Origin of the sequence: Streptomyces sp. NPDC026672, assembly GCF_040638185.1 — a bacterium.
Classification (GTDB): domain Bacteria; phylum Actinomycetota; class Actinomycetes; order Streptomycetales; family Streptomycetaceae; genus Streptomyces.
Genome location: NZ_JBEZXS010000061.1, coordinates 1 through 25,118 on the forward strand (window position 1 = coordinate 1; position 25,118 = coordinate 25,118).

Here is a 25,118-nt window from a genome sequence, read left to right on the forward strand (position 1 = left end):
GACACGGTGCCGGCGCGTCCGGTGACGCCGTCGGACGCGCAGCAGGTGTGGGCGGCGAAGAACCCGAACGGCACGTACACGGTGGCCCTGTTCAACCTCGGGGACAAGCCGTCGTCGGTGACGGCGGACTGGTCGACGCTGGGCTTCACGGGCAGGGCGTCCGTGCGTGACCTGTGGAACCACGAGAACCTCGGCAGCCACAGCAACAAGATCACCGAAGCGCTCCCGGCCCACGGCTCCCGCCTCTTCACCGTCACCCCGCACGGCAGCGCCGTCACCACGACCGGCTACGAGGCCGAGTCCTCCGCCAACACCCTGAGCGGCAACGCCTCCGTCGCCGACTGCTCCACCTGCTCCGGCGGCAAGAAGGTCGGCAACCTCTACCTCGGCGGCAAGCTCACCGTGAACGACGTCGTCGTCGACAAGCCCGGCACCTACCTGGTCCAGGTCGCCTACGTCAGCGGCGACGCCCGCTCCGCCGACATCTCCGCCAACGGCGGCGGCGCCACCGGCCACAAGTTCCCCTCCACAGGCGACTGGGGGACCACCGGAACCGTGAGCGTGCCCGTCGCGCTGAAGGCCGGCGCCAACACCCTCACCTTCGACAGCGGTTCGAGCTACGCCCCGGACATCGACCGGATCGACGTCCCCAAGTCCCCGCGCTAGCAGCCCGTTTCGAGACTTCGGAGCGTGTCATGGAACAACTCCCCAGCAGACGCGGCTTCCTCGCCCTCGCGGCGGCCACCGGAGCCCTGGCCTCACTGCCCGCCTTCACCGCCACCGCGGCACCCCGGCGCCCCCTGGACGAGCCCGCGCCGACGGGTGCTTCCCGCACCACCCTGTGGTGGCAGGCCCCGGCCGACGAGCACTCGATGATCGAACAGGGCCTGCCGGTCGGCAACGGCCGCCTCGGCGCCCTCGCGAGCAACGACCCCGGCCGTGAACTCCTCCTGATCACCGACGCCACCCTGTGGACCGGCGGACTCAACGACACCCTCGACGGCGACGGCCAGTTCCCCTACGGACGCGCCGACTTCGGCTCCTTCACCCTGCTCGCCCGGCTCACGGTGGACATCCCCGACCACGACCTGTCCGCCGTCAACGACTACCGCCGCACCCTCGACCTGGACCGCGGCGTGGTCGAGACCTCGTACGTCCGCTCCGGCACCACCTACCGGCGCCAGGTGTTCGCCAGCCGCCCCGACGACACCGTCGTCGCCCACTTCACCCAGAGCGGCGGCGGCCGCTACACCGGCACCCTCACCCTGGAGGGCACCCACGGCGAGAAGTCCGCACGGGCCGACTCCTTCGCCGGGTCCTTCCCGAACGGGCTGCGCTACGGGGCCGCGGTCACCGCGTACGGCAGCGGCGGCACCGTCAAGGTGAACGGCACCCGCATCAGCTTCACCGGCTGCCGCGACCTGACCGTGGTGATCAGCGGCGGCACCGACTACGCGCCGGACGCGAGCAGGGACTTCCGCGACCCGTCCCTCGACCCCGAGGCACTGGCCCGCACCAAGGTCCGCGCCGCCGCCCGCCACTCGGCGGACGTCCTGCTGCGCACCCACGTCGCCGACTACCGCGAGCTGTACGGCCGGTTCGACCTCTCGCTCGGCTCCTCCACACCCCAGCAGCGCGAACTGGACACCTGGGAACGGCTCCAGGCCCGCTCCCGCGACGGCGCCCCCGACCCCGAACTCGAGGCCGCCTACGTCCAGTTCGGCCGCTACCTGATGATCTCCGGCTCCCGGGGCAGCCTGCCGCTGGGCCTGCAAGGGCTGTGGCTCGACGGCAACGACCCGGACTGGATGGGCGACTACCACACCGACATCAACATCCAGATGAACTACTGGATGGCCGACCGGGCGGGCCTCACCCCCTGCTTCGACGCGCTCACCGACTACTGCCTGGCCCAGCTCCCCTCGTGGACCGACCTGACCCGCAGACTCTTCAACGACCCCCGCAACCGCTACCGCAACTCCTCCGGGAAGAACGCCGGATGGACCGTGGCGATCTCCACCAACCCCTACGGCGGAGGCGGCTGGTGGTGGCACCCGGCCGGCAACGCCTGGCTGTGCAACACCCTCTTCGAGCACTACGAGTACACGCTCTCCCGCACCCACCTGGAGCGCATCCACCCGCTGCTCAAGGGGGCCTGCGAGTTCTGGGAGGCGCGGCTGCTCACCGTCACGCTGCCCGGCACCTCCCAGGAGGTCCTCGTCGCGGACAGCGACTGGTCGCCCGAACAGGGCCCGCTGGACGCCAAGGGCATCACCTACGCCCAGGAACTGGTGTGGGCCCTCTTCGGCAACTTCCGGACCATGGCAGCGGCCCTCGGCAAGGACACCGCGTACGCCCGCACCCTCGGCGCCCTGCGCGACAGGCTCTACCTGCCGCGGGTCAGCCCCACCACGGGCTGGCTGGAGGAGTGGATGTCCCCCGACAACCTCGGCGAGACCACCCACCGCCACCTCTCCCCGCTCGTCGGACTGTTCCCCGGCGACCGCATCCGCCCCGATGGCTCCACCCCGAAGGAGATCGTCGACGGTGCCACCGCCCTGCTCACCGCGCGCGGCATGAACAGCTTCGGCTGGGCCAACGCCTGGCGCGCGCTGTGCTGGGCCCGCCTCAAGAACGCCGACAAGGCGTACCAGCTGATCGTCAACAACCTGCGCCCCTCCAGCAACGGCAGCAACGGCACCGCCTCCAACCTCTTCGACATCTACGAGGTCGAGCAGGGCCGGGGCATCTTCCAGATCGACGCCAACTTCGGCACCCCGGCGGCGGTCAGCGAGATGCTGCTGTACTCCCGCCCAGGGCACCTGGAACTGCTGCCCGCGCTGCCCGACGCCTGGGCCGCCGAGGGCTCCGTCGAGGGACTCCCCGTCCGCGGCGGCTTCGTCGTCGACCTGGCCTGGCGCCACGGCCGTCCCACCTCGGTGCGGGTGCGCAGCGTGGGCGGCCGGACCACGGACGTCGCCTTCGCGGGCACCTCCCGCAAGGTCACCCTGGAACCCGGCGCCTCCGTCACCCTGAAGGGGTTCACCGCATGACCCGAAGACTGGCCCGCACGGCCCGGCTCGCCGCCGTCCTGGTGGCCGCCGTCGCCTGCCAGACCGCGCCCGCTGCCACCGCGGGAGCGGCTGACGCCGGACAGCACTCCGTCGTCACCTGGGGCGCGAGCGCCGACCGCCTCGGCGATGGCGTCGCCGACCGCGGTTACCGCCTCGTCGTGCACACCAGCGCGGGCGGCAGCGACCTGCGCGTCCGGCTCTCCAACGCGTTCGGGGACCGGCCGCTCACCTTCGACAGCGTCTACGCCGGTGTCCGGAGCACGGGCGCCTCCCTCAAGAAGGGCAGCAACCACCCCCTGACCTTCGCCGGCGCCCGCACGGTCACCGTCGCGGCGGGCGCCACCGTGTGGAGCGACCCGCTGCCCGGGAAGCTGCCCGCCGCCACCGACCTGGTCGTCAGCCTGCACAGCCCGGACGCGGCGGGCCCCGCCACCGGACACGGCATGGCGATGCAGACGTCGTACGTCACCCAGGGCGACCACACCGCGGAGGAGAGCGGCGCCGCCTGGACCGGCACGACCGGCTCCTGGGCCTACCTCGACGCCGTCTCCGTGCGCCCCCAGCGCACCGGCACGGCGGCCGTGGTCGCGCTCGGCGACTCCATCACCGACGGCTGGCAGTCCACCAGCGACCTCGACCGCCGCTGGCCCGACTACCTCGCCCGGCGCCTCCAGTCGGCGGACACCGACCTCAAGGGCGTCGCCAACGAGGGCATCTCCGGCAACAAGGTCCTGACCGACGGCGCCGGCCAGAGCGCCCTCAACCGGCTCGACCGGGACGTCCTGTCCCAGCCGGGCGTGCGCACCGTGTTCGTCTTCGAGGGCGTCAACGACCTCAAGGCGCACGACGGCACCACCGCCCAGGACCTGATCGCCGGATACCGGAAGATCGCCGAACGGGCCCACGCGGCCGGCAAGTGCGTCGTCGGCGCGACCGTCGCCCCGTTCAAGGGCTGGTCCGAGTGGGACCCGGCCGCCGAGGCCGTCCGGCAGGAGGTGAACACCTTCATCCGCACCAGCGGGGAGTACGACGCCGTCACCGACTTCGACCGGGTGCTGCGCAGCCCGTACGACCCCGAGCGCATCCTGCCGTTCTTCGACGGCGGCGACCATCTGCACCCCAACGACAAGGGCATGCAGGCCATGGCCGACGCCGTAGACGTGGACGCGCTCGACTGCACCCGCGGCACGCGCTGACCCGCCCCGGCACGGACGCGCCGGTCCCTCCCGCGGGAGGGACCGGCGCGTCGTCGTCGCGGATCAGCGCAGGGTCCGCGCCCAGTCGGCGGGGACCCGGCCCGCGGGCCCCGGCGCCGGCTGGTCCGCCGGGTGCGCGACCGGGGGAGCGAGATCGGGACCGGACTCGTACAGCTCGTCCGTCCCGTAGTTCCAGAACCACTCCTCGCCCGGCTCGAAACTGCGGATCACCGGGTGCCCGGTGGAGTGGAAGTGGGCGGTGGCGTGCTTGCCGGGCGAGTCGTCGCAGCAGCCGATGTGCCCGCACTGCGCGCAGCGCCGCAGATGGAACCACCACCCGTCGACCTCGTCGCACTCCACGCAGCCGGTGCCGCTCGGCACGGCGCTCGGGTCGATCGCGGCGTCGCCGCTCATGCTGCCTCCTCGGGGGACTCGGCGGTCAGGGGGAGCAGGACCTGGAAGCGGGTGTCGCCCGGCGCCGACTCCACCTGGAGGGTGCCGTGGTGCTTGTTGACGACGATCCGCCACGAGATGTCCAGGCCGAGCCCGGTGCCCTCGCCGACCGGCTTCGTGGTGAAGAACGGGTCGAAGATACGGCCCCTGATCTCCGGCGCGATGCCGGGCCCGGTGTCGCGGAACTCGACCAGGATGCGCTCGTGGTCCAGGGCGGTGCGGACGGTCAGCGTGCCCTGCTCGCCGTCGCCGCGCATCGCCGAGACCGCGTTGTCGATCAGGTTGGTCCACACCTGGTTGAGCTCCGCCGGGTACGCCGGGACCGGCGGGAGCGCACGGTCGTACTCCTTGACGACCTCGATGGCCGGGCCGATCTTGCCCGACAGCATCAGCAGGGTGCTGTCCAGCAGTTCGTGCACGTCCACCACCCGGTAGGGCGCCCGGTCCAGCTGCGAGTACTGCTTGGCCGCGTCGACGAGGTGCGAGATCCGGGTCGTGGAGTCCTCGATCTCGTTCATCAGCAGCTCGGTCTCGATGGTGTAGTTCAGCCACCCGACCGCCCCGGGCAGGATCTCCTCGCCCACGGTGGCCGCCACCTGCTCCAGCCAGTCCACGTCCAGACCGGCCTGCACGAACGTCGGCGCGAGCTGCCAGCCGTTGTCGACGCCGCGGTCCGCCAGCCAGTCGGTGAGGGCGTCCTCGCGGTCGCTGGCCTCCAGCGGGCCGAGCGAGGGCGCCTTGGCGACCCGCTCGGCGGTGCGCTCCTGGATCTCCATGAGGCTCGCCAGCGCCTCGCGGGAGAACGGCCCCTCGGCGATCACGGCCAGCTTGCGCCGCATCTTCGCCACCCGCTCGCGCAGCGTCGAGGTCGCCCGGACCGCCGCCGCGGCCGGATTGTTCAGCTCGTGCGTCAGACCCGCCGACAACGAGCCCAGCGCCAGCAGCCGCTCCCGCTGACCGATCATGGCCTGGGTGTTCTTCGACCCGAAGAACAGGCCCTCCAGCAGGTGCACCGCCATCGGGAACCACTCGCGCATGATGGCGGCGAACGTGTCCGCGGGCAGCACGAAGAACCGGGTCGGCCCGGTCACTCGCATCGAGTTGTTGTACGCCTGGGGAACCCGCTCCCCGATGTACGCCTGCATGGCGCCCGCGTACACCCCGGGCTGCGAGGTCCGGTTGACCTCGACGTCGTCGTCGCCGACCCGCCGCGACAGCACGACCGTGCCCTCGATCATCACGTAGAAGCAGGTCGCCGGATCACCCTCGGCGTACACCGGCCCCGGGTCGAACAGCTCCACCCGGCCCTCGCTGCACAGCCGGCCCAGCTGCTCCGGCTCCAGCTTCTCGAACAGGAACAGCGCGCCGATCTCCTGGGCGTTGCACGGCATCGGCCGGCCGCTCACGACTGCTCCAGATACCGGTGGACGAGCATCACAGCCATCGCTCCCTCTCCTACGGCGGACGCGACACGCTTCGCGGACTCGGCGCGCGCGTCGCCCGCCACGAACACGCCGGGGACACTGGTCTCCAGATGGTACGGCGGCCGGTCCAGCTCCCAGCCCGCCGGAGGCCGTCCGTCGGCGGTCAGATCGGGCCCGGCCAGGATGAACCCGCGCCCGTCGCGCAGGACCGTCCCGTCGAGCCAGTCGGTCAGCGGGGCCGCGCCGATGAACACGAACATCCACTGGGCGTCGACGTACTCGCTCTCCCCGCTCACCACGTGCCGCAGCGTCAGCCGCTCCAGGTGGTCCGAGCCGTGCGCGGCGTCGACGACCGTGTGACAGCGCACCGTGATGTTCGGCGCCTCGCTGATCTGCTGGATCAGGTAGTACGACATCGACGCCGTCAGATCGGGCCCGCGCACCAGCAGCGTCACCGACTTGGCGTGCCGGGCCAGGTGCATCGCGGCCTGCCCGGCCGAGTTGGCGCCGCCCACGATGTACACGTCCTGTCCCTGGCAGGAGGACGCCTCCGTGAGCGCCGAGCCGTAGAACACCCCGCAGCCGGTCAGGTCGGCGCAGCCCTCGGCCGCCAGCTGCCGGTACTGCACGCCCGTCGCCAGGATCACGCTGTGCGCGGCGACCGACGAGCCGTCCGCGAAGCGCACCACCCGGGCCGAGCCGTTGACCTCCAGGCCCGTCACCTCGCGCGTGGTGAGGATCTCGGCGCCGAACCGCGCCGCCTGCCGCCGCGCCCGGCCGGTGAGCTGGGCGCCGGAGACCCCGTCGGGGAAGCCCAGGTAGTTCTCGATGCGTGAGCTCTGCCCGGCCTGGCCGCCGGTCGCGGAACGCTCCACGAGCACGGTCCGCAGGCCCTCCGACGCCCCGTACACCGCGGCGCCGAGCCCGGCCGGGCCGCCGCCGATCACGACGAGGTCGTAGAAGTCGGCCGCCGGGGTCGTCGCCAGGCCCACCCGCGCGGCCAGCTCAGGCGTCTCCGGCTCGACCAGCACGGAACCGTCCGGGGTGATCACCAGCGGCAGCCGCTGCGCGTCCTGCCCGGCGGCGGCGAGCAGCCGCCCGCCCTCGGGCTCCTCCACCGAGTACCAGCGGTAGGGCACCTGGTTGCGGGCCAGGAACTCCCTGACGTCCGAGGAGCGTGCCGACCAGCGGTGCCCGACCACCTTGGTGCTCGGCACCGGCCGGTAGTCACTGGTGTGCCACGCCTCCAGGAGGTCGTCGAGGACCGGGTAGAGCTTCTCCTCCGGCGGGTCCCAGGGCTTGAGCAGATAGTGGTCGAGGTCGACGACGTTGATCGCGTCGATCGCCGCGTTGGTGTCCGCGTACGCCGTCAGCAGCACGCGGCGGGCGCCCGGGTAGACGTCCAGGGCCTGTTCCAGGAACTCGATGCCGTTCATCTGCGGCATCCGGTAGTCGGCGAGGATCACCGCCACCAGGTCGCCGCGCAGCTTCAGCTCGCGCAGGGCCTCCAGCGCCGAGGAGCCGGACTCCGCGCGCACGATCCGGTACGACTCGCCGTAGCGCCGCCTCAGGTCCCGGGCGACGGCACGGGAGACCCCCGGGTCGTCGTCCACGGTCATGATGACGGTCCGCGCTGTGTCGGCGGCCTGTGCCATGCGTCTCCCACCCCGTGTGGTCGGATCCTCCGGCACGGTGCGTCCGGGGGGACGCGGGCGCCGCACCGGTCCCGCCCATCGTATGTGCGTTCGCCGGGCTTCGCTCCGGTAAGACTGACCCTGACGCGGCACGGCGACGAGGAGGCCCGAGCATGGCACGCCCCATCACGGCAGGCATCGACGGTACGGAGGAGAGCCTGGCCGCACTGGCCTGGGCGGCGCGCGAGGCCGTGCGCCGGGGGCTGCCCCTGCGCGTGCTGCACGCCTGGCGCTTCGTGGCGTACGACGCTCCCGGCGCCGGGGACCGCGACACCCAGCGGGGGTGGGTGCGGGACGCGATGGCGGACGCCGCCCGTACGGTGGCCGGGCGCCACCCGGACCTCGCGGTCACCGTGGACGTCGTCGAGGGGCCCGCCGACCGGGCGCTGCTCGCCGCGGCGGCCGGGGCGGAGCTGCTGGTGCTGGGCTCGCGCGGCCACGGCGCGGTCGTCGGGTTCCTGCTGGGCTCCGTCGGGCAGCAGGTGATCGCCGAGACGCCCCGCCCGGTGGTCCTGGTGCGCGCAGGGGACCGGCCCGCCGCGGAGGTCGCCGGGCACGACGTGGTCGTGGGCCAGCACGGCGGCCCGGAGGACAGCGCGGCGGCGCTGCGGTTCGCGTTCGAGACGGCGGCCGCCCGCGGCGCGGGCGTGCGGGCCGTGCGCGCCTGGACCCTGCCGCCCGTCTTCGCCTACAGTCCGGGCTCCCTCAAGCTCCTCGACGACGCAGGCGGCCTCGAACCGTACGAGTCCGAGGCCCTCGCGGACGCCCTGCGCCCGTGGCGGGAGCGCTTCCCCGGTGTGCCGGTCACCGAGCACGTGGAGATGGGCAGCGCCGGCCAGGTCCTGCTGGCGGCGGCCGCGCGGGCGCAGCTGACGGTCGTCGGGCGCCGCGCGCACCGCACCGCGGTCGGTGCCCGCATCGGCTCGGTGGCCCACGGGGTGCTGCACCACGCGGAGTGCCCGGTGGCCGTGGTGCCGCACGACTGACTCACTCCGGGACGGTCGGCTCCAGCGTCTCGCGCGCCCTGGGCAGGATGGTCGTGACGTAGTCCCGCACGGCCGTGTCGAGACCTATGTCGTGCTGCGCCCGCTCCGACAGGTACCAGCGGTGCTCCAGGAGCTCGTGGTAGATCTCCGCCGGGTCCATGGAACCGCGCAGCTCGGGCGGCACGGCCCGCACGGTCGGGCGGAACACGTCCCGCACCCAGCGGTGGGCGAGCACCTCGGGGCGGGCGGCGAGGGGGTCGCCCGGGGCGTAGTCGTCCTGGGTGGCCATCCAGCTCTCCAGGTCGTTCAGCAGCCGCCGCGCCTGGTTCTCCTCGGTGTCCAGACCGGTCAGCCGCAGCAGCTGGCGCTGGTGGTGGCCGGCGTCGACGACCTTGGGCACGAAGGTGACCGTGTCGCCGGTGGAGGAGTTCTCGATCTGCATCTCGGCGACGTCGAAGCCGAGGTCGTTGAGGCGCCGGATGCGGCGCTCGATGTAGTGGTACTTGCCCGCCGGGTACACCGAGGTGCGGGTCAGTTCCTGCCACAGCGCCTCGTAGCGGGTGCAGATCTCGAAGCCGAAGGCGACCGGGTCGACGGCGGGGTGCAGCGCGCCGGACGCCTCCAGGTCCAGCAGTTCGCCGCTGATGTTGACGCGCGCGAGGTCGAGGTCGTAGTCCCGCTGCCCCGGGCTGAGGCGGGCGTGCAGCTCGCCGGTCTCCGCGTCCACGAGATAGGCGGCGTAGGCGCCCGCGTCCCGCCGGAAGAGGGTGTTGGACAGCGAGCAGTCGCCCCAGGCGAACCCGGCGAGGTGCAGCCGCACGAGCAGCACGGCGAGGGCGTCCATCAGCCGGTGCATGGTCGCCGGGCGCAGGGTCGTCTCGAACATCGAGCGGTACGGCATCGAGCCGCCCAGGTGTCGGGTGACCAGCACCGACTCCAGCGGCTGACCGGTGCGGTCGGTGCGGCCGGTGATCACGGCGAGCGGGTCGACCGAGGGGATGCCGAGGCGGTCGAGGTCGCGCAGCAGCTCGTACTCGTGCCGCGCGGGCCGCTCCGCCAGCTCCTTGACGGCGATCACCTCGTCGCCGGCGCGGGCGTAGCGGACCACGTGCCGGGAGATGCCCCGGGGCAGTGGCACGAGCTTCTCCGCGGGCCACTCCTCCAGCGGGACGTCCCAGGGGAGTTCGAGCAGGAGCGCGGGATGCTCCGGATTGGTGGCGCTGATCTGCAATGCCATGCCCGAACCCTAAGGCCGGACGCGCGAGGTCAGAGCGCCCGCTCCCGGGCCAGTTCGGCGGCGGCCCGCACGCTGCCGCGGTGGACCGGTCCGTGTCCGGGCAGCAGGGTGTCGCCGGTGAGGCCGGCGAGCACGTCCAGCGACTCCAGGGCCCGGGAGCGCTCGTGGTGGAACATGCCGAGCAGCATCTGCGGGCCCTCGGTGCGGGTGGTGCGGTGGCCGGTGACCAGGGCGTCGCCGGAGATCACCACGCCGAGGCCGGGCAGGTGGTAGGCGGTGTGGCCGTCCGTGTGGCCCGGGGTGTGCACGGGCACCGGCCGGCCCGGCAGGTCGAGCGGGCCGTCGGCGGGGAACCCCTCGGGCGCGGTCACCGGGTGCTGCGCGGTGCCGCCGACCCGCAGGACGTGTGTCAGCCACGGCAGGACCCCCGGCCGCCAGGCGTTGCGCAGCACCGCCGCGGGCGTCACCTGCTGGAGGAAGTCCCGCCGCGCGTGCGGGACTTCGGCGGGGTGGAGGAGGACGGGCGTGCCGTGGGTCCGGCGCAGGTGCTCGGCCGAGCCGAGGTGGTCGTTGTGCGCGTGGGTGATCAGCACGGCCTCGACGGCCTTGGCGGAGCTGCCCACCGCCTCCAGCGACTCGAGCAGTTGGCGCCGGTCCCCGGGGTACCCGGTGTCCACGAGGGTCGCGGCGTCCCCTTCGGTGAGGATCACCCAGTTGGTGTGGCTGCCGTGCACGAGATAGGTGCCGTCGGCGACCTGGTGTACGTCCGGCGTCATGGTCTCTCCGAGTGGTGGTCGTCAGGCCCCGTGGGGAACAGCCAACCAGATGTCCGCGACGGCGTGCCGGGCGGGGTACGGGCCGTTCAGCGCACGCCGTGCGGACGGAACTGGACGCTGACGCGGGGGCCCGCGGCGCGTGCGGACTTCGGGACGCAGTGCTCCCAGGTCCGCTGGCAGGAGCCGCCCATCACGACGAGGTCCCCGTGCCCGAGTGCGTGCCGAATCGTTTCTCCGCCGCCGTGCGCGGGACGCAGCAGCAGATCGCGGGGTGCGCCGACGGAGAGGATCGCGACCATCGTGTCCTCGCGGGAGCCGCGCCCGGTCCGGTCGCCGTGCCAGGCGACGCTGTCCCGCCCGTCGCGGTAGAGGCACAGCCCGGCCGTGGTGAACGGCTCGCCCGGCTCGGCGGCGTAGTGCCGGGTGAGCGCGTCCCGCGCCTCGGTGAGCACCGGGTGCGGCAGCGCCTCGCCCGCGCCGTAGAAGGCGAGCAGGCGGGGTACGGCGACCACGTTGTCGTACATCGTGCGCCGCTCCGCGCGCCACGGGACGTCCTGGGCGAGCCGTTCGAACAGGGCGTCGGCGCCGCTCAGCCAGCCGGGCAGTACGTCGATCCAGGCGCCGTGCCGCAGCCCGGTCCTGCGTGCCCCGGTGAGCGGGCCGAGCCGCAGCTCGTCGGTCTGGTCGAACAGGGAGCCCTGGAGGTGCGTGGCCATGGGGCCAGCGTACTCCCTAATCGAAAATTTGTTCCCTTTGAATGTGGGATCGCCCCCTTTCGATACATCGGTGTATCGGATACATTCGCGCATCGAACGGAGGGCGGCGATGACGGACGGAGGCACGGCGATGACGGAACGGACCGCCGGGCGCGTGACCCGGCGCCGGGTGCACACCCGCGCGCGGCTGCTCGACGCCGCGTTCACCGTGTTCGCCGCCAAGGGCTTCGGCCGGGTCTCCATCGAGGAGGTCTGCGAGGCCGCCGGGTTCAGCAGGGGCGCCTTCTACTCGAACTTCGCCACCCTGGACGAGCTGTTCTTCGCCCTCTACCGGCAGCGCGCCGACCTCATCGCCGAGCAGGTGACACAGGCCCTCGCCCTCGACGGGGACGACCTCGACGTCCCCGCCACCGTCGAGCGGGTGACCGAGATCCTCCTCCTCGACGTGGACTGGCTCCTGGTGAAGACGGACTTCCTGGTCCACGCCGCCCGTGACCCCGACGTGGCCCGCGCGCTCCTCGACCACCGGGCGCGCCTGAGGAACGCGATCGCCGACCGGCTCTTCCGGGCCCGGGGACGCGCCGGACCGCCCGCCGTCCTCGGCGGCGTCGACGGTGCGGCCCACGCCGTGGTCGCCGCGTACGACGGGGTCACCGTCCAACTGCTCCTCGACCGGGACGTCGGGCGTGCCCGCGCCTGGCTGGGACGACTGCTCACCGCGCTGCTGACCGACGGCGGCGCCCCCGAACGAGCCGACTAGGGAAGGGAACGGACGCATGGACGCGGACGTCATCGTCGTCGGAGCGGGCCTCGCCGGCCTGGTCGCGGCGCACGAACTCACCAGCCGGGGCAGGCGCGTCGCCCTGGTCGACCAGGAGAACGCCGCCAACCTCGGCGGGCAGGCGTTCTGGTCCTTCGGCGGGCTCTTCCTCGTCGACTCCCCCCAGCAGCGCCGCCTCGGCGTCAAGGACTCCTTCGACCTCGCCTGGAGCGACTGGCAGGGCAGCGCCCGCTTCGACCGGCTCGACGACGAGGACTCCTGGGCCGTGCGCTGGGCCCGCGCCTACGTCGAGTTCGCGGCCGGCGAGAAGCGGACCTGGCTGGAGGGCCACGGCATCTCCCTGCTGCCCACCGTCGGCTGGGCCGAACGCGGCGACCTGCGGGCCGACGGACACGGCAACTCCGTGCCCCGCTTCCACATCGCCTGGGGCACCGGCACCGGCGTCGTGGAGCCCTTCGTGGCCCACGCCCGGCAGGCCGCCCGCGACGGACTGCTCACCTTCCACCACCGCCACCGCGTGGACGAACTGGTCGTCGAGGACGGCGAGGCGCGCGGGGTGCGCGGTACGCTCCTCGCCCCCGACGACGCCCCGCGCGGCGTCCCCTCCGGCCGCGAGCGCGTGGGCGACTTCGAACTCACCGCCCAGGCCGTGATCGTCACCAGCGGCGGCATCGGCGCCGACCACGACCTGGTCCGCCGCCACTGGCCCGCGCGCCTCGGCACGCCCCCCGCCGAGATGGTCACCGGCGTCCCCGCCTACGTCGACGGCCGGATGCTGGACATCAGCGCCACGGCCGGCGCACGGCTCGTCAACCGGGACCGGATGTGGCACTACACCGAGGGCGTGCGCAACTGGAACCCGGTCTGGCCCGGCCACGGAATCCGCATCCTGCCGGGGCCCTCCTCCATCTGGCTCGACGCGCTCGGCCGGCGGCTGCCCGACCCCTGCCTGCCCGGCTACGACACCCTCGGCACCCTGCGCCACCTGCGCACCACCGAGGACATCGCCGCCCACGGCCACTCCTGGTTCGTACTCACCCGGAAGATCGTCGAGAAGGAGTTCGCCCTCTCGGGCTCCGAGCAGAACCCGGACATCACCGCCAAGGACCGCAAGGCGGTGCTGCGCGACCGGCTGCTCGGCAAGGGGGCGCCGGGACCCGTGCAGGACTTCCTGCGGCACGGCGCCGACTTCGTGACCGCCGGCACGCTGGAGCGGCTCGTCGAGAAGATGAACGGGCTCACCGACAAGCCGCTCCTCGACGCGGGCGAGGTGCGCCGCCAGATCGAGGCCCGCGACCTCCAGATGGCAAACCCGTACAGCAAGGACTCCCAGGTCCAGGGCATCCGCAACGCCCGCCGCTACATCGGCGACCGGCTCGGCCGGGTGGCCGCGCCGCACCGCATCCTGGACCCCTCGGCCGGCCCCCTGATCGGCGTCAAGCTGCACGTCCTCACCCGCAAGACCCTCGGCGGCATCCAGACCGACCTCGACTCCCGCGCCCTCGGCGCCGACGGGACCCCCGTCCCCGGCCTGTACGCGGCCGGCGAGGTCGCGGGCTTCGGCGGGGGCGGGGTCCACGGCTACAACGCCCTGGAGGGCACCTTCCTGGGCGGCTGCCTCTTCTCCGGCCGGGCGGCGGGCCGGGCGGCAGCGGCCCAGACGGGCTGAGGGCGGTCGCGGGGGCACCGGCCGGCCGGACGTCGCGGGCGGGCCGGTCGGACAGGCCGGGCGTGTGGCCCCGGCGAGGAACTCGACGGGTGGACCGGCCCGCGGACCGGTCCGGCCGATCGGTCCGGCCGATCGGTCCTGGCGGGCCGGACGGCCGGGAGACCGGCCGGGCCGTCAGTTCCGCAGGAGGCGGGCCAGGACCGAGGCGTGGCTCCGGTCCGGGTCGCGGGAGGCGGTCAGCAGGGTCACCGGTCCCTGCCCGGCCGACTCCCGCAGGTCCGCCAGCGGGCCCGCCGCCCCGGGAGCGGCCAGCTCCGCCTCGTAACGGCGGGTGAACTCCTCGTAGGACCCGCCGTCGTGGAACCAGTGGCGCAGCTCCGTCGACGGGGTGAGGCCCTTCGGCCACTCGTCGACCCGGGCCGCGTCCTTGGCGAGCCCGCGCGGCCACAGCCGGTCGACCAGGACACGCAGCCCGTCGTCCGCCTCGGGCGGTTCGTAGATCCGGCGCACACGCACGCTCACGGCGGGCTCCTCCCGGGTCGCGGACGGTCCCGCGAGCGTAACCCCGGCGGCACGCACGGCCGGGAGGCCACGCGGCGTGACTTGACCCGATCCTGGGGGAACCGGACGCCCCCCGCCCCTACCCTGGGGAAGATCGAACACCGGCCGTCCTCCCCGGCAGCGAAGGCAGCGAAGGAGCCGCACGTGACGCGACGCAGAGCACAGGCCGCAGGACGACAGCACACGCTCCTGGGCCGTACGACGGTCCTCGCCACCGTCCCGGTCGCCCTCGCGGCCCTGCTCGCCGCCGCGGGAACGGCCGCGGCCGGCACCACCGGCGCGGCCGGCGCGGGCGACCCGTACTTCCCGCTCAGCGGCAACGGCGGCTACCACGTCCGCCACTACGACCTCACGCTCGGCTACGACACCACCACCCGCCGGCTCGACGGCACCGCGGTCCTCACCGCCCGCGCCACCCAGCCCCTGACCCGCTTCGACCTCGACCTCAAGGGGCTCGACGTCACCGCCGTCACCGTCGACCGGACCGCCGCCGCCCACCGCGCCGACGGCCAGGAACTCGTCGTCACCCCGCGCCACGCCCTGCGCAAGGGCCAGGACTTCAAGATCGCCGTCACCTACCGCGGCACCCCCGGCCCGGTCACCGACCCCGACGGCTCACCGGACGGCTGGATCCCCACCGACGACGGCGCGTTCGTCGCGGGCGAACCCCAGGGCGCCATGACCTGGTTCCCGTCCAACAGCCACCCCACGGACAAGTCCACCTACGACTTCACCCTCACCGTCCCCCAGGGCCGCACCGCCGTCGCCAACGGCGTCCTCGTCGCGCAGCACACCGCCCACGGCCGCACCACCTTCCACTGGCGCCAGAGCGAACCCATGGCCGCCTACCTGGCCACCGCCACCGTCGGCACCTTCCAGGTCGAGCGGTACACCACCCGCGACGGCATCCAGGTCTACAACGCCGTCGACCCGCGCGAGGCGAGCGCCGCCGCACCCGTCCTGAAGAAACTCCCCTCCGTCCTGGAGTGGGAGAGCCGCCTCTTCGGCCCCTACCCCTTCCGCGCCGCCGGCTCGATCGTCGACCGCGCCCCCGACGTCGGCTACGCCCTGGAGACCCAGACCCGGCCCGTCTACGACTCCGCGCCCAGCCTGTCGACCCTCGTCCACGAGAACGCCCACCAGTGGTTCGGCGACTCCGTCTCCCTCACCGCCTGGAAGGACATCTGGCTCAACGAGGGCTTCGCCACCTACGCCGAGTGGCTCTACGGCGAGCAGCACGGCGGCGACAGCGCCCAGAAGACGTTCGACGCGCTCTACGCCCGCCCGGCGAGCGACCGCCTGTGGGCGTTCCCGCCCGGCGACCCCGGCAGCGGCGCCCACATCTTCGGCAGCCCCGTCTACGACCGCGGCGCCATGACCCTGCACGAACTGCGCGGGGCCGTCGGCGACCCCGCCTTCTTCCGCATCCTGCGCGCCTGGGCCACCGAGCACCGCGCCGGGCACGGCACCACGGCCCGGTTCATCGGCCTCGCCGAGCGCATCTCGGGGAAGAACCTGGACGATCTGTTCCACACCTGGCTGTATCAGAGCGGCAAACCGAACCGCGCCTAGAAACTGACCAGTTCCTCACATGTGTCGGCGAAGGTCGACACATGATCACTCGCAGAACCGCCGTCGCGCTGCTCTCGACCCCGCTCGTGCTGAGCGGTTGCGGCGGCGGCGCGGAGACCACTCCGCGCTCCTCCACCCCCACGACCACGACCCCCGCCCGCCCGGCCGCCCCCGCGGCCGACGGAAGCGCCCAGGCGGGCCCCCGCCCGATAGCCGGTCTCGGCCCCCGCACCAGGGCCGCGATACCCGACCGGAGCGAGCAGGCGGTCGTGGTGACCGGGCGCGGCAAGGACTCCCCGGTGTCCGACGTCGTGCTCCACGAACGCACCGACGACGGCTGGCAGCCCGGTGCCCACTGGCCCGCGCACAACGCCCTGCGCGGCTGGAGCGGCCACCACATGGTCGGCGACCTGCGCTCGCCCACCGGCGTCTTCACCCTCAGCGACGCCGGCGGTCTGCTGAGCGACCCCGGCGCCCGGCTGCCGTACCACCACTCCGGCGGCTTCACCTCGCCCGGCACCGGCTTCGAGGGCGAGCCGCTGGCCGGGTCCTTCGACTACGTCGTCGCCATCGACTACAACCGCCGGCCCGGCACCTCCCCGCTGGACTGGACCCGCCCCATGGGCCCGGAGCGGGGCGGCGGCATCTGGCTGCACGTCGACCACGGCGGCCCCACCCACGGCTGCGTCAGCATCGCCAAGGCGCACATGAAGGAGCTGGTGCGCACCCTCGACCCGGGGCGGCACCCCGTCGTCGTCATGGGGTACGCCGACTGGCTCGCCCGCTGAGCGAACTGGCGAACTAGGATCCGCCGCGTGTGCGCACACGTACTGGTCGCCGAGGACGACGAGATGCAGGCCGAACTGATACGCCGCTCCCTGCTGGCCGAGGGGCACACCGCCACGGTGGTCCACGACGGGGCGGCGGCCCTCGACGCCGCCCGGCGGCTGCGGCCCGACCTCGTCGTCCTGGACCTGATGCTGCCGGTGATCGACGGCTTCGGGGTGTGCCGGGTGCTGCGCGGCGGCACCGACGGGCAGGACGACGTCCCGGTGCTGATGCTGACGGCACGCTCCGCCGAGGACGACGTGCTGCTCGGCCTCGAACTGGGCGCCGACGACTACATGACCAAGCCGTACAGCCCGCGCGAGCTGATGGCCCGCATCCGCACGATCCTGCGGCGCAGCGGGCGCACCGTCGCCGGTCCGCCCGACGACCCGGCCGTGCGCGCGGCGGGGATCTCCGTCGACCCCGTCCGGCACGAGGTGCGCTGCGACGGGGTGCCGGTGGAGTGCACCCCGGCCGAGTTCCAGATCCTGCTGGCCATGGCGGGCGAGCCCGACCGGGTGTTCACCAGGCGGCAGCTGCTCCAGTGCACCCGCGGCTTCGACCGGTCCTCCACCGAACGGGCCGTCGACGTCCACATCATGAACCTGCGCCGCAAGATCGAGGCCGACCCGCGCAGGCCGGCGCGGCTGCTGACCGTGTTCGGCGTCGGCTACAAGCTGAGCGGCGGCCGGCCGTGAAGCGCCGCATACCGCTGCGCAAACGGCTGCTCGTACGGCTGCTGATCACCTCGGCGCTCATCGCGGTCTGCTCGGTCGCGGCCACCGCCTGGCTCGCCGTGACCACCACCACCAGCGCCCTCAAGGAGGAGCAGGGCCAGGGCCTCGCCGCCGACAACAGCATCCTCGCCCGGCTCAGTGGCTACGCCGCCACCCACCGCGACTGGTCGGGCGTCGGCCCCACCGTCCGCGCCCTGGCCGCCCAGACCGGCCGGCGCATCGCCCTGACCACCGGCGACCGGATGCCGCTGGCCGACTCCGCGCCGCGCGGCACCTCCCTGCCGCCCAGCCCCGCCGCGGCCGTCGACCCCCTGCACACCGACACCTACACGGAGACCGGGGCGCAGCTCAGCGGTGTCGACCCGCGCGTGGTCGGCCCGTACCGGCTCACCGGGAACGAACGCGACCGGCTGGACGCCCTCGCGGGCAAACGCCACTCCTGTTTCGCGCGGCAGAGCATCGACACGACGATCACGCGCACCCCCGCCGGGCGCCCCTACCTCGTCGGCTCCGACGGCAAGCCGGCCCTCGACTACGTCCCGGGCGACTGCGGCTACGAGCTGAACAACCCCACGCCCACCGAGGACAAGGCCATCAACGCGCTGACCGACGGCACCCGCGCCTGCCTCGACAGCAGGGGACTGGACGCCGGGTCGCCGCTCTACCTCATCTTCGACCCGACCCGCTCCGGCACCCCGAGCAGCCGTATCGTCACCGCGAAGTACGCCAAGGCGGGCGAGCTGGATCCGAAGGCCGTCCAGGGCTGCATCGACACCGCGTACCGCGCGCAGCTCGACCCCTATGTCGCCCCGGTGGCCGAGCTCTTCCTCGGCATCGGCGACCAGCCCACCGCGCGCTTCGACATGTCGCCGAAGAACAAGGCCAAGGTCGTCGGCGCGGTCGGCCTGGTCCTCGCGGTGACCGTCGTCGTCACCGCCGTGGTCGCCACCCGGCTCGTACGTCCCCTGCGCGCGCTGACCGCCGCGGCGCAGCAGCCGCCCGACCTGCACGTACGGGTCCCGGTGACCACCCGGGACGAGACCGGCATCCTGGCCGAGGCGTTCAACGACCTGACCGAGCGCCGGGAACGGCTGGAGGCCCAGCGCAAGGCGATGGTCAGCGACATCGCCCATGAACTGCGCAGCCCGCTCACCAACATCCGGGGCTGGCTGGAGGTCACCCGTGACGGGGTGGTCGACCCCGACCCGGCGCTGCTGGAGTCGCTGCACGAGGAGGCGCTGGTCCTCCAGCGGATCATCGACGACCTCCAGGACCTCGCCGCGGCCGACGCGGGCACCCTGCGCGTGCACCGTGAACCGGTCCGCGCCGAGGACCTGCTGGACCAGGTCGCCGCCGCCCACCGGCCGGCCGCCGACGCGGCCGGCGTCACCCTGCGCGCACGGACCGAGGAGGCCCCCTGGCTGGACGCCGACCCGGTGCGGATGCGGCAGGCGCTCGGCAACCTCGTCTCCAACGCGCTGCGGCACACGCCCGCCGGGGGCACGGTCTCGCTCGCCGCCCGCCGGGACGGCGAGCGGGTGGTGTTCACGGTCACCGACACCGGCAGCGGCATCGCGGCCGACGATCTCCCGCACGTCTTCGAGCGGTTCTGGCGCGCGGAGAAGTCCCGCAGCCGGCGCACCGGGGGCAGCGGCCTCGGCCTCCCGATCGTCCGCCACCTCATGGCCGCCCACGGCGGCACGGCGGACGTGACGAGCGAACCGGGCCGGGGAGCCTCGTTCACCCTCCGCCTCCCGGCCGCCCCCGCCCCCGAGGACACCTGACGCCCTCTCACGCACACCGGCCGTCGGCCCGCCGCGCGGGGGCGGGGGTCAGACGGCGGACCGGCGGGCGACGACCCGGCGTTCGGCCTCCGTCGTGCCGCCCCAGATGCCCGTGGTCCGGCCGGTGCGCAGGGCCCAGCGTAGACAGGGCTCCCGGACGGGGCAGCCCTCGCACACCGCCTTGGCCTGCCGGGTCTGGGCCAGCGACGGGCCCGTACTGCCGATGGGGAAGAAGAGGTCCGGGTCCTCGCCGAGGCATGCGGCGTGGTCTCGCCAGTGGTCCATCGATGTCACCTGTGGTCCGAGTCGGTTCCGCCTCCGGTGGGCGCTGTCCAGTACCGGGTCACCGGTCGGCGCGCGGACGAAACGGCCCCATTCCCGAACCGTGGACGGGACGGGGACGGATCACTGTTCGCGCAGACCCCACGGCGAGCCGTACGCCGTCAGCAGGTCCAGGAACGGGCGGGCCGGGAACGCCTCCGGGCCGAGGACGCCCGACCCGGACCACGCGCCGGTGGCGAGGAGTTCGAGCGCGACGACGGGGTTGACCGCCGTCTGCCACACCACAGCCTGACACCCGTACTCGCTCATCGACCACTGGTTGTCGACGACGTGGTAGAGGTACACCTCGCGCGGCCGGCCGTCCTTGGTGCCCCGCACCCAGGTGCCCGCGCACGTCTTGCCGTGCATCCGCCCGCCCAGCGTGGCCGGGTCGGGCAGACAGGCGGCGACGACGTCCCGGGGCGAGACCGCGACCGGTCCGCCGGGGCCGGGCACCGTCACCGGTTCCGTGCGGTCCAGGCCCAGCAGGTGCAGCGTGCGCAGCGTCTCGACGAACTCCCGGCCCAGGCCGTACTTGAACGTCACCCGCCGCGCGTCGATCCAGCGGGGCACGAGCAGCACCTCCTCGTGCTCCACGTTCACGCACTCCACCGGGCCGATGCCCGCCGGGAAGTCGAACACCTCCGGCTCGCTGAACGGCGCCGTGGTGAACCAGCCGCGCCCGGACTCGTAGACGACCGGCGGGTTCAGGCACTCCTCGATCGTGGTCCAGATGCTGAAGGAGGGGGCGAAGTCGTGGCCGTCCACGGTGAGGTTCGCGCCGTCGCGGACACCGATCTCCTCGATCTCGTCGAAGAGTTCGTCGGCGGCGTGCCGCGCGAACACGTCCGACAGACCGGGCTCCACACCCATCCCGACCAACGCCAGCGCACCCTCCCGCGCCCACGCGTCGGCCTGCGCGAACTGTTCGTCGCCGAGCTTCACCCCGCACTCCTCGTGGGGGCGTTCGGCGTGCGGCCGGGACAGGGACATCGCCATGTCGAGATAGCGGGCGCCGGCCGTGCGGGCGGCCCGGAACAGGGGCATCACGAAGCGCGGGTCGGTGGCGTTGACGAGGACGTCGCAGCGGTGCTCGGCGAGCAGCCGCACCACCGCGTCCTCGTCGCCGGCGTCGACGCGCGCGGCGCGGAACCGCGCCTCCTCGGGGCCGAGGGCGGCGACGGCGGCCTCGGCCCGCGCGGGGTCGAAGTCGGCGACCACCATCAGGTCGAAGAACGGGCGGCGGGCCGCGATCCGGGTGATGGCGGTACCGACACCGCCCGCTCCCACGAGCAGCACACGCATGGCGAATCTCCTTCTCGAAAACGGCGTCGAGGTATGGGGGGCGCCCTGCCCGGCATCCAACGCCGCGGCCTCGCGTAAGGTCAATGGCGTTGGCATAAGGGCGGCGGGAGGGAGCGGAGCGTGCCGAAAACGGTGGTGCCCGAGGAGCGGCGGCGCAGGCGCAGGCCCACCCGGAGCGGAACCGTGCTGTCGGAGCGGCTGATCGTCGAGACGGCGCTGCGGATGCTGCGCGAGCACGGCAGCGCCGGGCTGACCGCGCGCCGGCTCGGGCTGGCCCTGGACTGCGACCCGAGCGCCCTGTACCGCTACTTCCGCGGCATGGACGACCTGACCCTGGCCATCGGAGACGCGCTGATCGGGCGGGCGCTCGACGGCTGGGGGCGCACGGGACGGTGGCGGGCCGACCTGAGGGAGATCGGGCTGCGCATCCACGCCGCGTACGTCGCCCATCCGCAGGCGGCGCTGCTGACGACCAGCCGGGTCACCGGCCGCGCCCATGAACTCGCCGCCGACGAGGTGGTCCTGGACGTCCTGCGCACCGCCGGGTTCCCCCTGGCCGACACCGTCCGCGTCTACCACGCGTTCATCGACCAGACGCTGGCCTTCGCCGCGCTCGACGCCGCGTCCCTGGCCCTGCCGAGCGCGTCCCTGAGGGCCGACGAGGCCCGGTGGACGTCGACGTACGCCCGCCTCCCCACGACCACCCACCCCCGTATCGCGGAGGCGGCCCCCCTGCTGACGACCCGCATGCCGACCAGCGCCTACCCGACGGCCCTCGACATGCTCCTGGACAGCGCGGGGAACGCGCTGGCGGAGGCGGGGGAGAAATGAGCTTCCGATCGGCGGCGTACGCCGTGTGCATCGAGGGCGGGCGGGTGCTGCTCGCCCGTCACGTGTCGCCGAAGGGCGAGAGCAACTGGACCCTTCCGGGCGGCAGGGTCGAACACGCGGAGGATCCGTTCGACGCGGTGATCCGCGAGGTCGCCGAGGAGACGGGCTGCGACGCGGTGGTCGAGCGGCTGCTGGGTGTGGACTCCAGGGTGATCCCGGCCGCCGAACGGGCCGTCCCCGGCGGACCGGAGCACCAGAACGTCGGCGTCTTCTACCAGGTCCGTATCACCGGCGGCCGACTGCGGCCGGAGCCCAACGGCGCCATCGCCGAGTCGCGCTGGACCCCGATCCCCGAAGTCGCCGGCCTACGACGGTCATCCCTGGTCGACATCGGCCTCACCCTGGCCCGGACCCTCCCGGCGACCGGCCACGTCGCCACCGTCCCGGTCGGCGGCCTGATCCAGCACTGAGCCAGTGTCGTTCACCGGCGGTCCGACCCCCGGCCGGTCGTCTGCTAGCGTTCGACAACGCATTCGCCGGGCTGTTTCCGGGAAATCAGCCGACGAAATCGTGCCGGAAGACGGCTTCCATCTTCTCACTCATGATCCGAGGGAATTCCATGCACGTCCTGTTGCCGGACGATGGGGTGTTCAGAGCGCATTTCCACGTCATCGAAAAGCTGTTGGACGAGCTGTACTACTACTATGTGCGGGAGTTGGAGCCGGAGCAGGCCGAATTGATCTGTGTCGCCTACGACGGCTGGGGGGAGATATATCAACAGCTGCCCGCACCGCTTCAGTGGCAGGAACTCTCGTGGGACGGTCGTTCCACGCAACAGGTCCCGCAGGGATACAGGCTCAGCGACGCGTACGGCCGTGAACTCGTGCCCTTGTACGCCGTGGACCTGAACGCGATCCATGTGGAACGGCTGGAGGCTTGTCAGCGCATGCTGGCCCGAGCCAGGTCGAGCCCGGCCGACCCGCTGGGTGAGATTCTCGACGAACTGCCGGACGCCGGCGCGATCGAGAACTTCCGCCGCGCACTGAAGGTGATGCGGATACCGGCCGAGCCCCGCCTGCTGGAGGTTCTCCTCCGCGGGGCGCCGACCGGCCCGGACACCGCCATCACCCTGGACGCGGATCGGACAGCCGCGTACCACACCCTGTGCCAGGAGATCGTCCACCGCGTGAGCGCAGGTGACCGCTTCACCTACACCCTGCACGCCTCACTCCTGCACTACGCCGCTTGACCGACCGCTCAGACCAGCACCGCTTCGCCCGCCTCCTCGGCCCCGAGCAGTGGATGCCGCCGCGGTGGTTCATCCCCTCCGAAGTCGTCGAAGGCCGCGACCAGCGAGAGCGCATGAGGCTGGAGTGTGACGACGGTGTCCTCGATCGCGTCGGGAAGCTGCCGAACCTGATCGGCGGTGAGCCGGCCGTCCGCCAGGAGCTCACCGCTGTGCGCGGCCAACTGCCGTAGGGCGAACAGCCGGTGCACATGGCCGAGCAGACTTCGCGCCTGAGGAGAACCCGCCTCCTGCGCCGCCCGCAGCAATTCCTCAGCCGCCAGGCGGTGGGCGTGCGCGCCGACGAACTGGAGGGCGGGCGTCACCGTCGTGTTCCACCGGTCCAGCCCTTTACCGGCGTCCCTCGACCGCAGCCGTTCCTGGGCACGTTCGCGCGGCAGACGCTCCAATTCCACCAGCAGATTTTGCAGGTGCAGAGAGTTGGAGAGCGTACGGTCCTCCGGAGGGACTTCAGCAACCGGTCGAGCGACGTACCCTCCCAACAGCATCTCCCCTGCCGCCTTGGCCCATATGACGACGTTGTCGCCCTCGGCGGTGATGGTTCCCTCATTTGCCGCGAGCTGGTAGGCGATGCCGGTGGAAAGCTTCAGCCCATGGGCACCGCACCGCTCACGGCACTCGGTCATCACCCGCCTCGCGGACCAGGTGATCCAGCCCTTCGCGACGGCCGTCAGCCGCTCCGCGTCGCCTCGTTCGGCGTCCGGCGCCTGCACCCACGTCCGCACGGCCAGCCTCTGCAGGAGGGTGGCCCCGTAGGCGGTGGTGATGGCGTCGAGGAGCGGCGCGTGATGGCTGCGGTGGGCGAACAACGGCACACGCCGCCTGCTCGTCCCCGCGGACGTGATCCGGTCGTGGGCGTGCCGCACGGCGACCGTCACCGCGTGGCGCATCGTCCCCACGCTGTAGGCGCTCATGCACAGTTTGCCCATCGTGACCCGGCCGATCGACCGCAGGAACCGTGCCCGGGGACTGCCCAGGGAACTGGTGAACCCACCCTGTGGGGTCAGGCGTCCGTGCTCGCCCTGGAGCAGCGCGGAATGCGGCAGGCGAACGTGGTCGAAGACCGTCTCGCAGTGGTCCACGGGGCTGCCGGCCGTCTGGGGCAGCCGATGCACGTGCACACCCGGCAGATGCCGTCCGGTGTCGTCGGTGAGGGGGGTCAGGAAGAGGAAGACGCCGTGGTCCTCGCCGTCGATGATCAGCCGGGCGGCCACGAGGCCGTCCTTCGCGCCGCCGGACGAGGACGTGTTGGGCATGTATTTGGCGGCGCCCGGGGTCGGGGTGTGGAGCACGAACCCACCGGATTCCCGGTCGAGGGTGGCGGTGGTCTCCAACTGCAGGGCGTCGTTGCCGTGATCGCGCTCGGTGCAGAGGAAGGTGCCGATCCGATCCATGCGGACGTAGGGGGTCAGGTCCCGCTCGGCGTGATCGTGATCGAGGAGGCTGCCGAGGAACAGATTGACGTGGATCGACAACATCGTGGCCATGCCCGCGTCCGCGACCCCGGCGTGCTCGTGCACGGCCGACAGGGCCGCGGGATCGAGGGCCAGCGCGCAAGGGTCGGGCACCTCGGCGACGGCCAGACGGAGTCTGCCGTAGGAGAGGTCGATACGCTCCTGGTGGGTCAGCCCTTCCCGGAACGAGAACCCGTCAGACCCGAATAAGTTCCACCACTGGTCATGGATCCTGGCATCGGCCCCGAAGAGGGCATGCTGGAGTTCGCTGCGGACGTCATTCAACGAACCCTGGGAATCTAAGAGTTGAGAGGCGATCACGCCGAACAACGTAGTCCAGTCGATCATGTCGCACAGCATGATCATCGCCACGATTAGGAAGGCTGTTCCACGGCAACCGCGCGGAGAACCGA

The 25,118-nt window shown here is 72.7% G+C and carries 23 protein-coding genes; 13 read left to right on the forward strand and 10 right to left on the reverse strand.

What is annotated here, in order from left to right; genetic code table 11:
- From AB0F77_RS39300 to AB0F77_RS39310, 3 genes are all read left to right on the forward strand, one after another.
- A partial coding sequence (locus AB0F77_RS39300; RefSeq protein ID WP_361958456.1) for a carbohydrate-binding protein occupies positions 1-666 on the forward strand: 666 nt, incomplete at its 5' end.
- A 29-nt stretch (positions 667-695) separates the two neighbouring features.
- Positions 696-3,053, forward strand: coding sequence for a glycoside hydrolase N-terminal domain-containing protein (locus tag AB0F77_RS39305; protein WP_361958459.1), 2,358 nt, complete (start codon positions 696-698; stop codon positions 3,051-3,053).
- On the forward strand, positions 3,050-4,270 hold the full coding sequence (locus tag AB0F77_RS39310) for an SGNH/GDSL hydrolase family protein (RefSeq protein WP_361958462.1): 1,221 nt from the start codon (positions 3,050-3,052) through the stop codon (positions 4,268-4,270). The genes AB0F77_RS39305 and AB0F77_RS39310 overlap by 4 nt, the downstream gene beginning before the upstream one ends.
- A gap of 63 nt (positions 4,271-4,333) precedes the next feature.
- On the opposite strand, the gene AB0F77_RS39315 is transcribed toward AB0F77_RS39310, so the two are convergent.
- From AB0F77_RS39315 to AB0F77_RS39325, 3 genes are read right to left on the reverse strand one after another with little or no spacing between them, the layout of a single operon-like run.
- Positions 4,334-4,684, reverse strand: a complete 351-nt coding sequence (locus AB0F77_RS39315) for a UBP-type zinc finger domain-containing protein (protein WP_361958465.1) — start codon at positions 4,682-4,684, stop codon at positions 4,334-4,336.
- Positions 4,681-6,129: an ATP-binding protein gene (locus AB0F77_RS39320; protein WP_361958468.1), complete on the reverse strand. Its 1,449-nt coding sequence runs from the start codon at positions 6,127-6,129 to the stop codon at positions 4,681-4,683. Before AB0F77_RS39320 ends, AB0F77_RS39315 begins: the two co-directional genes overlap by 4 nt.
- Complete coding sequence (locus tag AB0F77_RS39325) at positions 6,126-7,802, reverse strand: FAD-dependent oxidoreductase (protein WP_361958471.1); 1,677 nt, start codon at positions 7,800-7,802, stop codon at positions 6,126-6,128. Before AB0F77_RS39325 ends, AB0F77_RS39320 begins: the two co-directional genes overlap by 4 nt.
- Before the next feature lie 152 nt (positions 7,803-7,954).
- On the opposite strand from AB0F77_RS39325, the gene AB0F77_RS39330 reads away from it, so the two are divergent.
- Positions 7,955-8,827, forward strand: coding sequence for a universal stress protein (locus AB0F77_RS39330; RefSeq protein WP_361958474.1), 873 nt, complete (start codon positions 7,955-7,957; stop codon positions 8,825-8,827).
- 1 nt (position 8,828) lies between these two features.
- Here AB0F77_RS39330 and AB0F77_RS39335 read toward each other — a convergent pair whose 3' ends face one another.
- From AB0F77_RS39335 to AB0F77_RS39345, 3 genes are all read right to left on the reverse strand, one after another.
- Positions 8,829-10,064: a DUF4032 domain-containing protein gene (locus AB0F77_RS39335; RefSeq protein ID WP_361958477.1), complete on the reverse strand. Its 1,236-nt coding sequence runs from the start codon at positions 10,062-10,064 to the stop codon at positions 8,829-8,831.
- Between the two features lie 29 nt (positions 10,065-10,093).
- A complete protein-coding gene (locus tag AB0F77_RS39340; protein WP_361958480.1) occupies positions 10,094-10,840 on the reverse strand; it encodes an MBL fold metallo-hydrolase in 747 nt (248 codons plus the stop codon).
- Positions 10,841-10,926: 86 nt separating this feature from the next.
- Positions 10,927-11,556 (reverse strand): alpha-ketoglutarate-dependent dioxygenase AlkB, encoded by a 630-nt coding sequence (locus AB0F77_RS39345; RefSeq protein ID WP_361958483.1) that lies wholly within the window; start codon positions 11,554-11,556, stop codon positions 10,927-10,929.
- Between the two features lie 130 nt (positions 11,557-11,686).
- Here AB0F77_RS39345 and AB0F77_RS39350 point away from each other — a divergent pair, with 130 nt between their 5' ends.
- Both AB0F77_RS39350 and AB0F77_RS39355 read left to right on the forward strand, forming a co-directional pair.
- Complete coding sequence (locus AB0F77_RS39350) at positions 11,687-12,316, forward strand: TetR/AcrR family transcriptional regulator (protein WP_361958486.1); 630 nt, start codon at positions 11,687-11,689, stop codon at positions 12,314-12,316.
- Between the two features lie 16 nt (positions 12,317-12,332).
- Positions 12,333-14,006, forward strand: a complete 1,674-nt coding sequence (locus tag AB0F77_RS39355; RefSeq protein ID WP_361958489.1) for an FAD-binding dehydrogenase — start codon at positions 12,333-12,335, stop codon at positions 14,004-14,006.
- A 174-nt stretch (positions 14,007-14,180) separates the two neighbouring features.
- On the opposite strand, the gene AB0F77_RS39360 is transcribed toward AB0F77_RS39355, so the two are convergent.
- Positions 14,181-14,528 carry a DUF488 family protein gene (locus AB0F77_RS39360; protein WP_361958492.1) on the reverse strand — a complete coding sequence of 116 codons (348 nt, stop codon included), beginning with the start codon at positions 14,526-14,528 and terminating at the stop codon, positions 14,181-14,183.
- A gap of 183 nt (positions 14,529-14,711) precedes the next feature.
- Between AB0F77_RS39360 and AB0F77_RS39365 the strand changes: the two genes are divergently transcribed.
- From AB0F77_RS39365 to AB0F77_RS39380, 4 genes are read left to right on the forward strand one after another with little or no spacing between them, the layout of a single operon-like run.
- The gene (locus AB0F77_RS39365) at positions 14,712-16,139 is read left to right on the forward strand and encodes a M1 family metallopeptidase (RefSeq protein WP_361958495.1); all 1,428 of its coding nucleotides are present in this window, start codon (positions 14,712-14,714) and stop codon (positions 16,137-16,139) included.
- A 41-nt stretch (positions 16,140-16,180) separates the two neighbouring features.
- Entirely contained in the window at positions 16,181-16,927 is a 747-nt protein-coding gene (locus AB0F77_RS39370; RefSeq protein ID WP_361958498.1) for a L,D-transpeptidase family protein, read from the forward strand.
- Positions 16,928-16,954: 27 nt separating this feature from the next.
- Complete coding sequence (locus AB0F77_RS39375) at positions 16,955-17,665, forward strand: response regulator transcription factor (protein ID WP_361958501.1); 711 nt, start codon at positions 16,955-16,957, stop codon at positions 17,663-17,665.
- On the forward strand, positions 17,662-19,488 hold the full coding sequence (locus AB0F77_RS39380; RefSeq protein WP_361958503.1) for a HAMP domain-containing sensor histidine kinase: 1,827 nt from the start codon (positions 17,662-17,664) through the stop codon (positions 19,486-19,488). The genes AB0F77_RS39375 and AB0F77_RS39380 overlap by 4 nt, the downstream gene beginning before the upstream one ends.
- A gap of 48 nt (positions 19,489-19,536) precedes the next feature.
- Here the strand turns inward: AB0F77_RS39380 and AB0F77_RS39385 are convergent, their stop codons facing one another.
- Both AB0F77_RS39385 and AB0F77_RS39390 read right to left on the reverse strand, forming a co-directional pair.
- Positions 19,537-19,773, reverse strand: coding sequence for a WhiB family transcriptional regulator (locus AB0F77_RS39385; RefSeq protein WP_361958506.1), 237 nt, complete (start codon positions 19,771-19,773; stop codon positions 19,537-19,539).
- A gap of 120 nt (positions 19,774-19,893) precedes the next feature.
- Positions 19,894-21,114: a saccharopine dehydrogenase C-terminal domain-containing protein gene (locus AB0F77_RS39390; RefSeq protein WP_361958509.1), complete on the reverse strand. Its 1,221-nt coding sequence runs from the start codon at positions 21,112-21,114 to the stop codon at positions 19,894-19,896.
- 120 nt (positions 21,115-21,234) lie between these two features.
- On the opposite strand from AB0F77_RS39390, the gene AB0F77_RS39395 reads away from it, so the two are divergent.
- From AB0F77_RS39395 to AB0F77_RS39405, 3 genes are all read left to right on the forward strand, one after another.
- Positions 21,235-21,945 (forward strand): TetR/AcrR family transcriptional regulator, encoded by a 711-nt coding sequence (locus AB0F77_RS39395; protein ID WP_361958512.1) that lies wholly within the window; start codon positions 21,235-21,237, stop codon positions 21,943-21,945.
- Complete coding sequence (locus AB0F77_RS39400; protein WP_361958515.1) at positions 21,942-22,415, forward strand: NUDIX domain-containing protein; 474 nt, start codon at positions 21,942-21,944, stop codon at positions 22,413-22,415. The genes AB0F77_RS39395 and AB0F77_RS39400 overlap by 4 nt, the downstream gene beginning before the upstream one ends.
- A 149-nt stretch (positions 22,416-22,564) precedes the next feature.
- On the forward strand, positions 22,565-23,194 hold the full coding sequence (locus tag AB0F77_RS39405; RefSeq protein WP_361958518.1) for a hypothetical protein: 630 nt from the start codon (positions 22,565-22,567) through the stop codon (positions 23,192-23,194).
- 8 nt (positions 23,195-23,202) lie between these two features.
- On the opposite strand, the gene AB0F77_RS39410 is transcribed toward AB0F77_RS39405, so the two are convergent.
- Positions 23,203-25,053: an acyl-CoA dehydrogenase gene (locus tag AB0F77_RS39410; RefSeq protein WP_361958521.1), complete on the reverse strand. Its 1,851-nt coding sequence runs from the start codon at positions 25,051-25,053 to the stop codon at positions 23,203-23,205.
- Between the last annotated feature and the right edge of the window lie 65 nt (positions 25,054-25,118).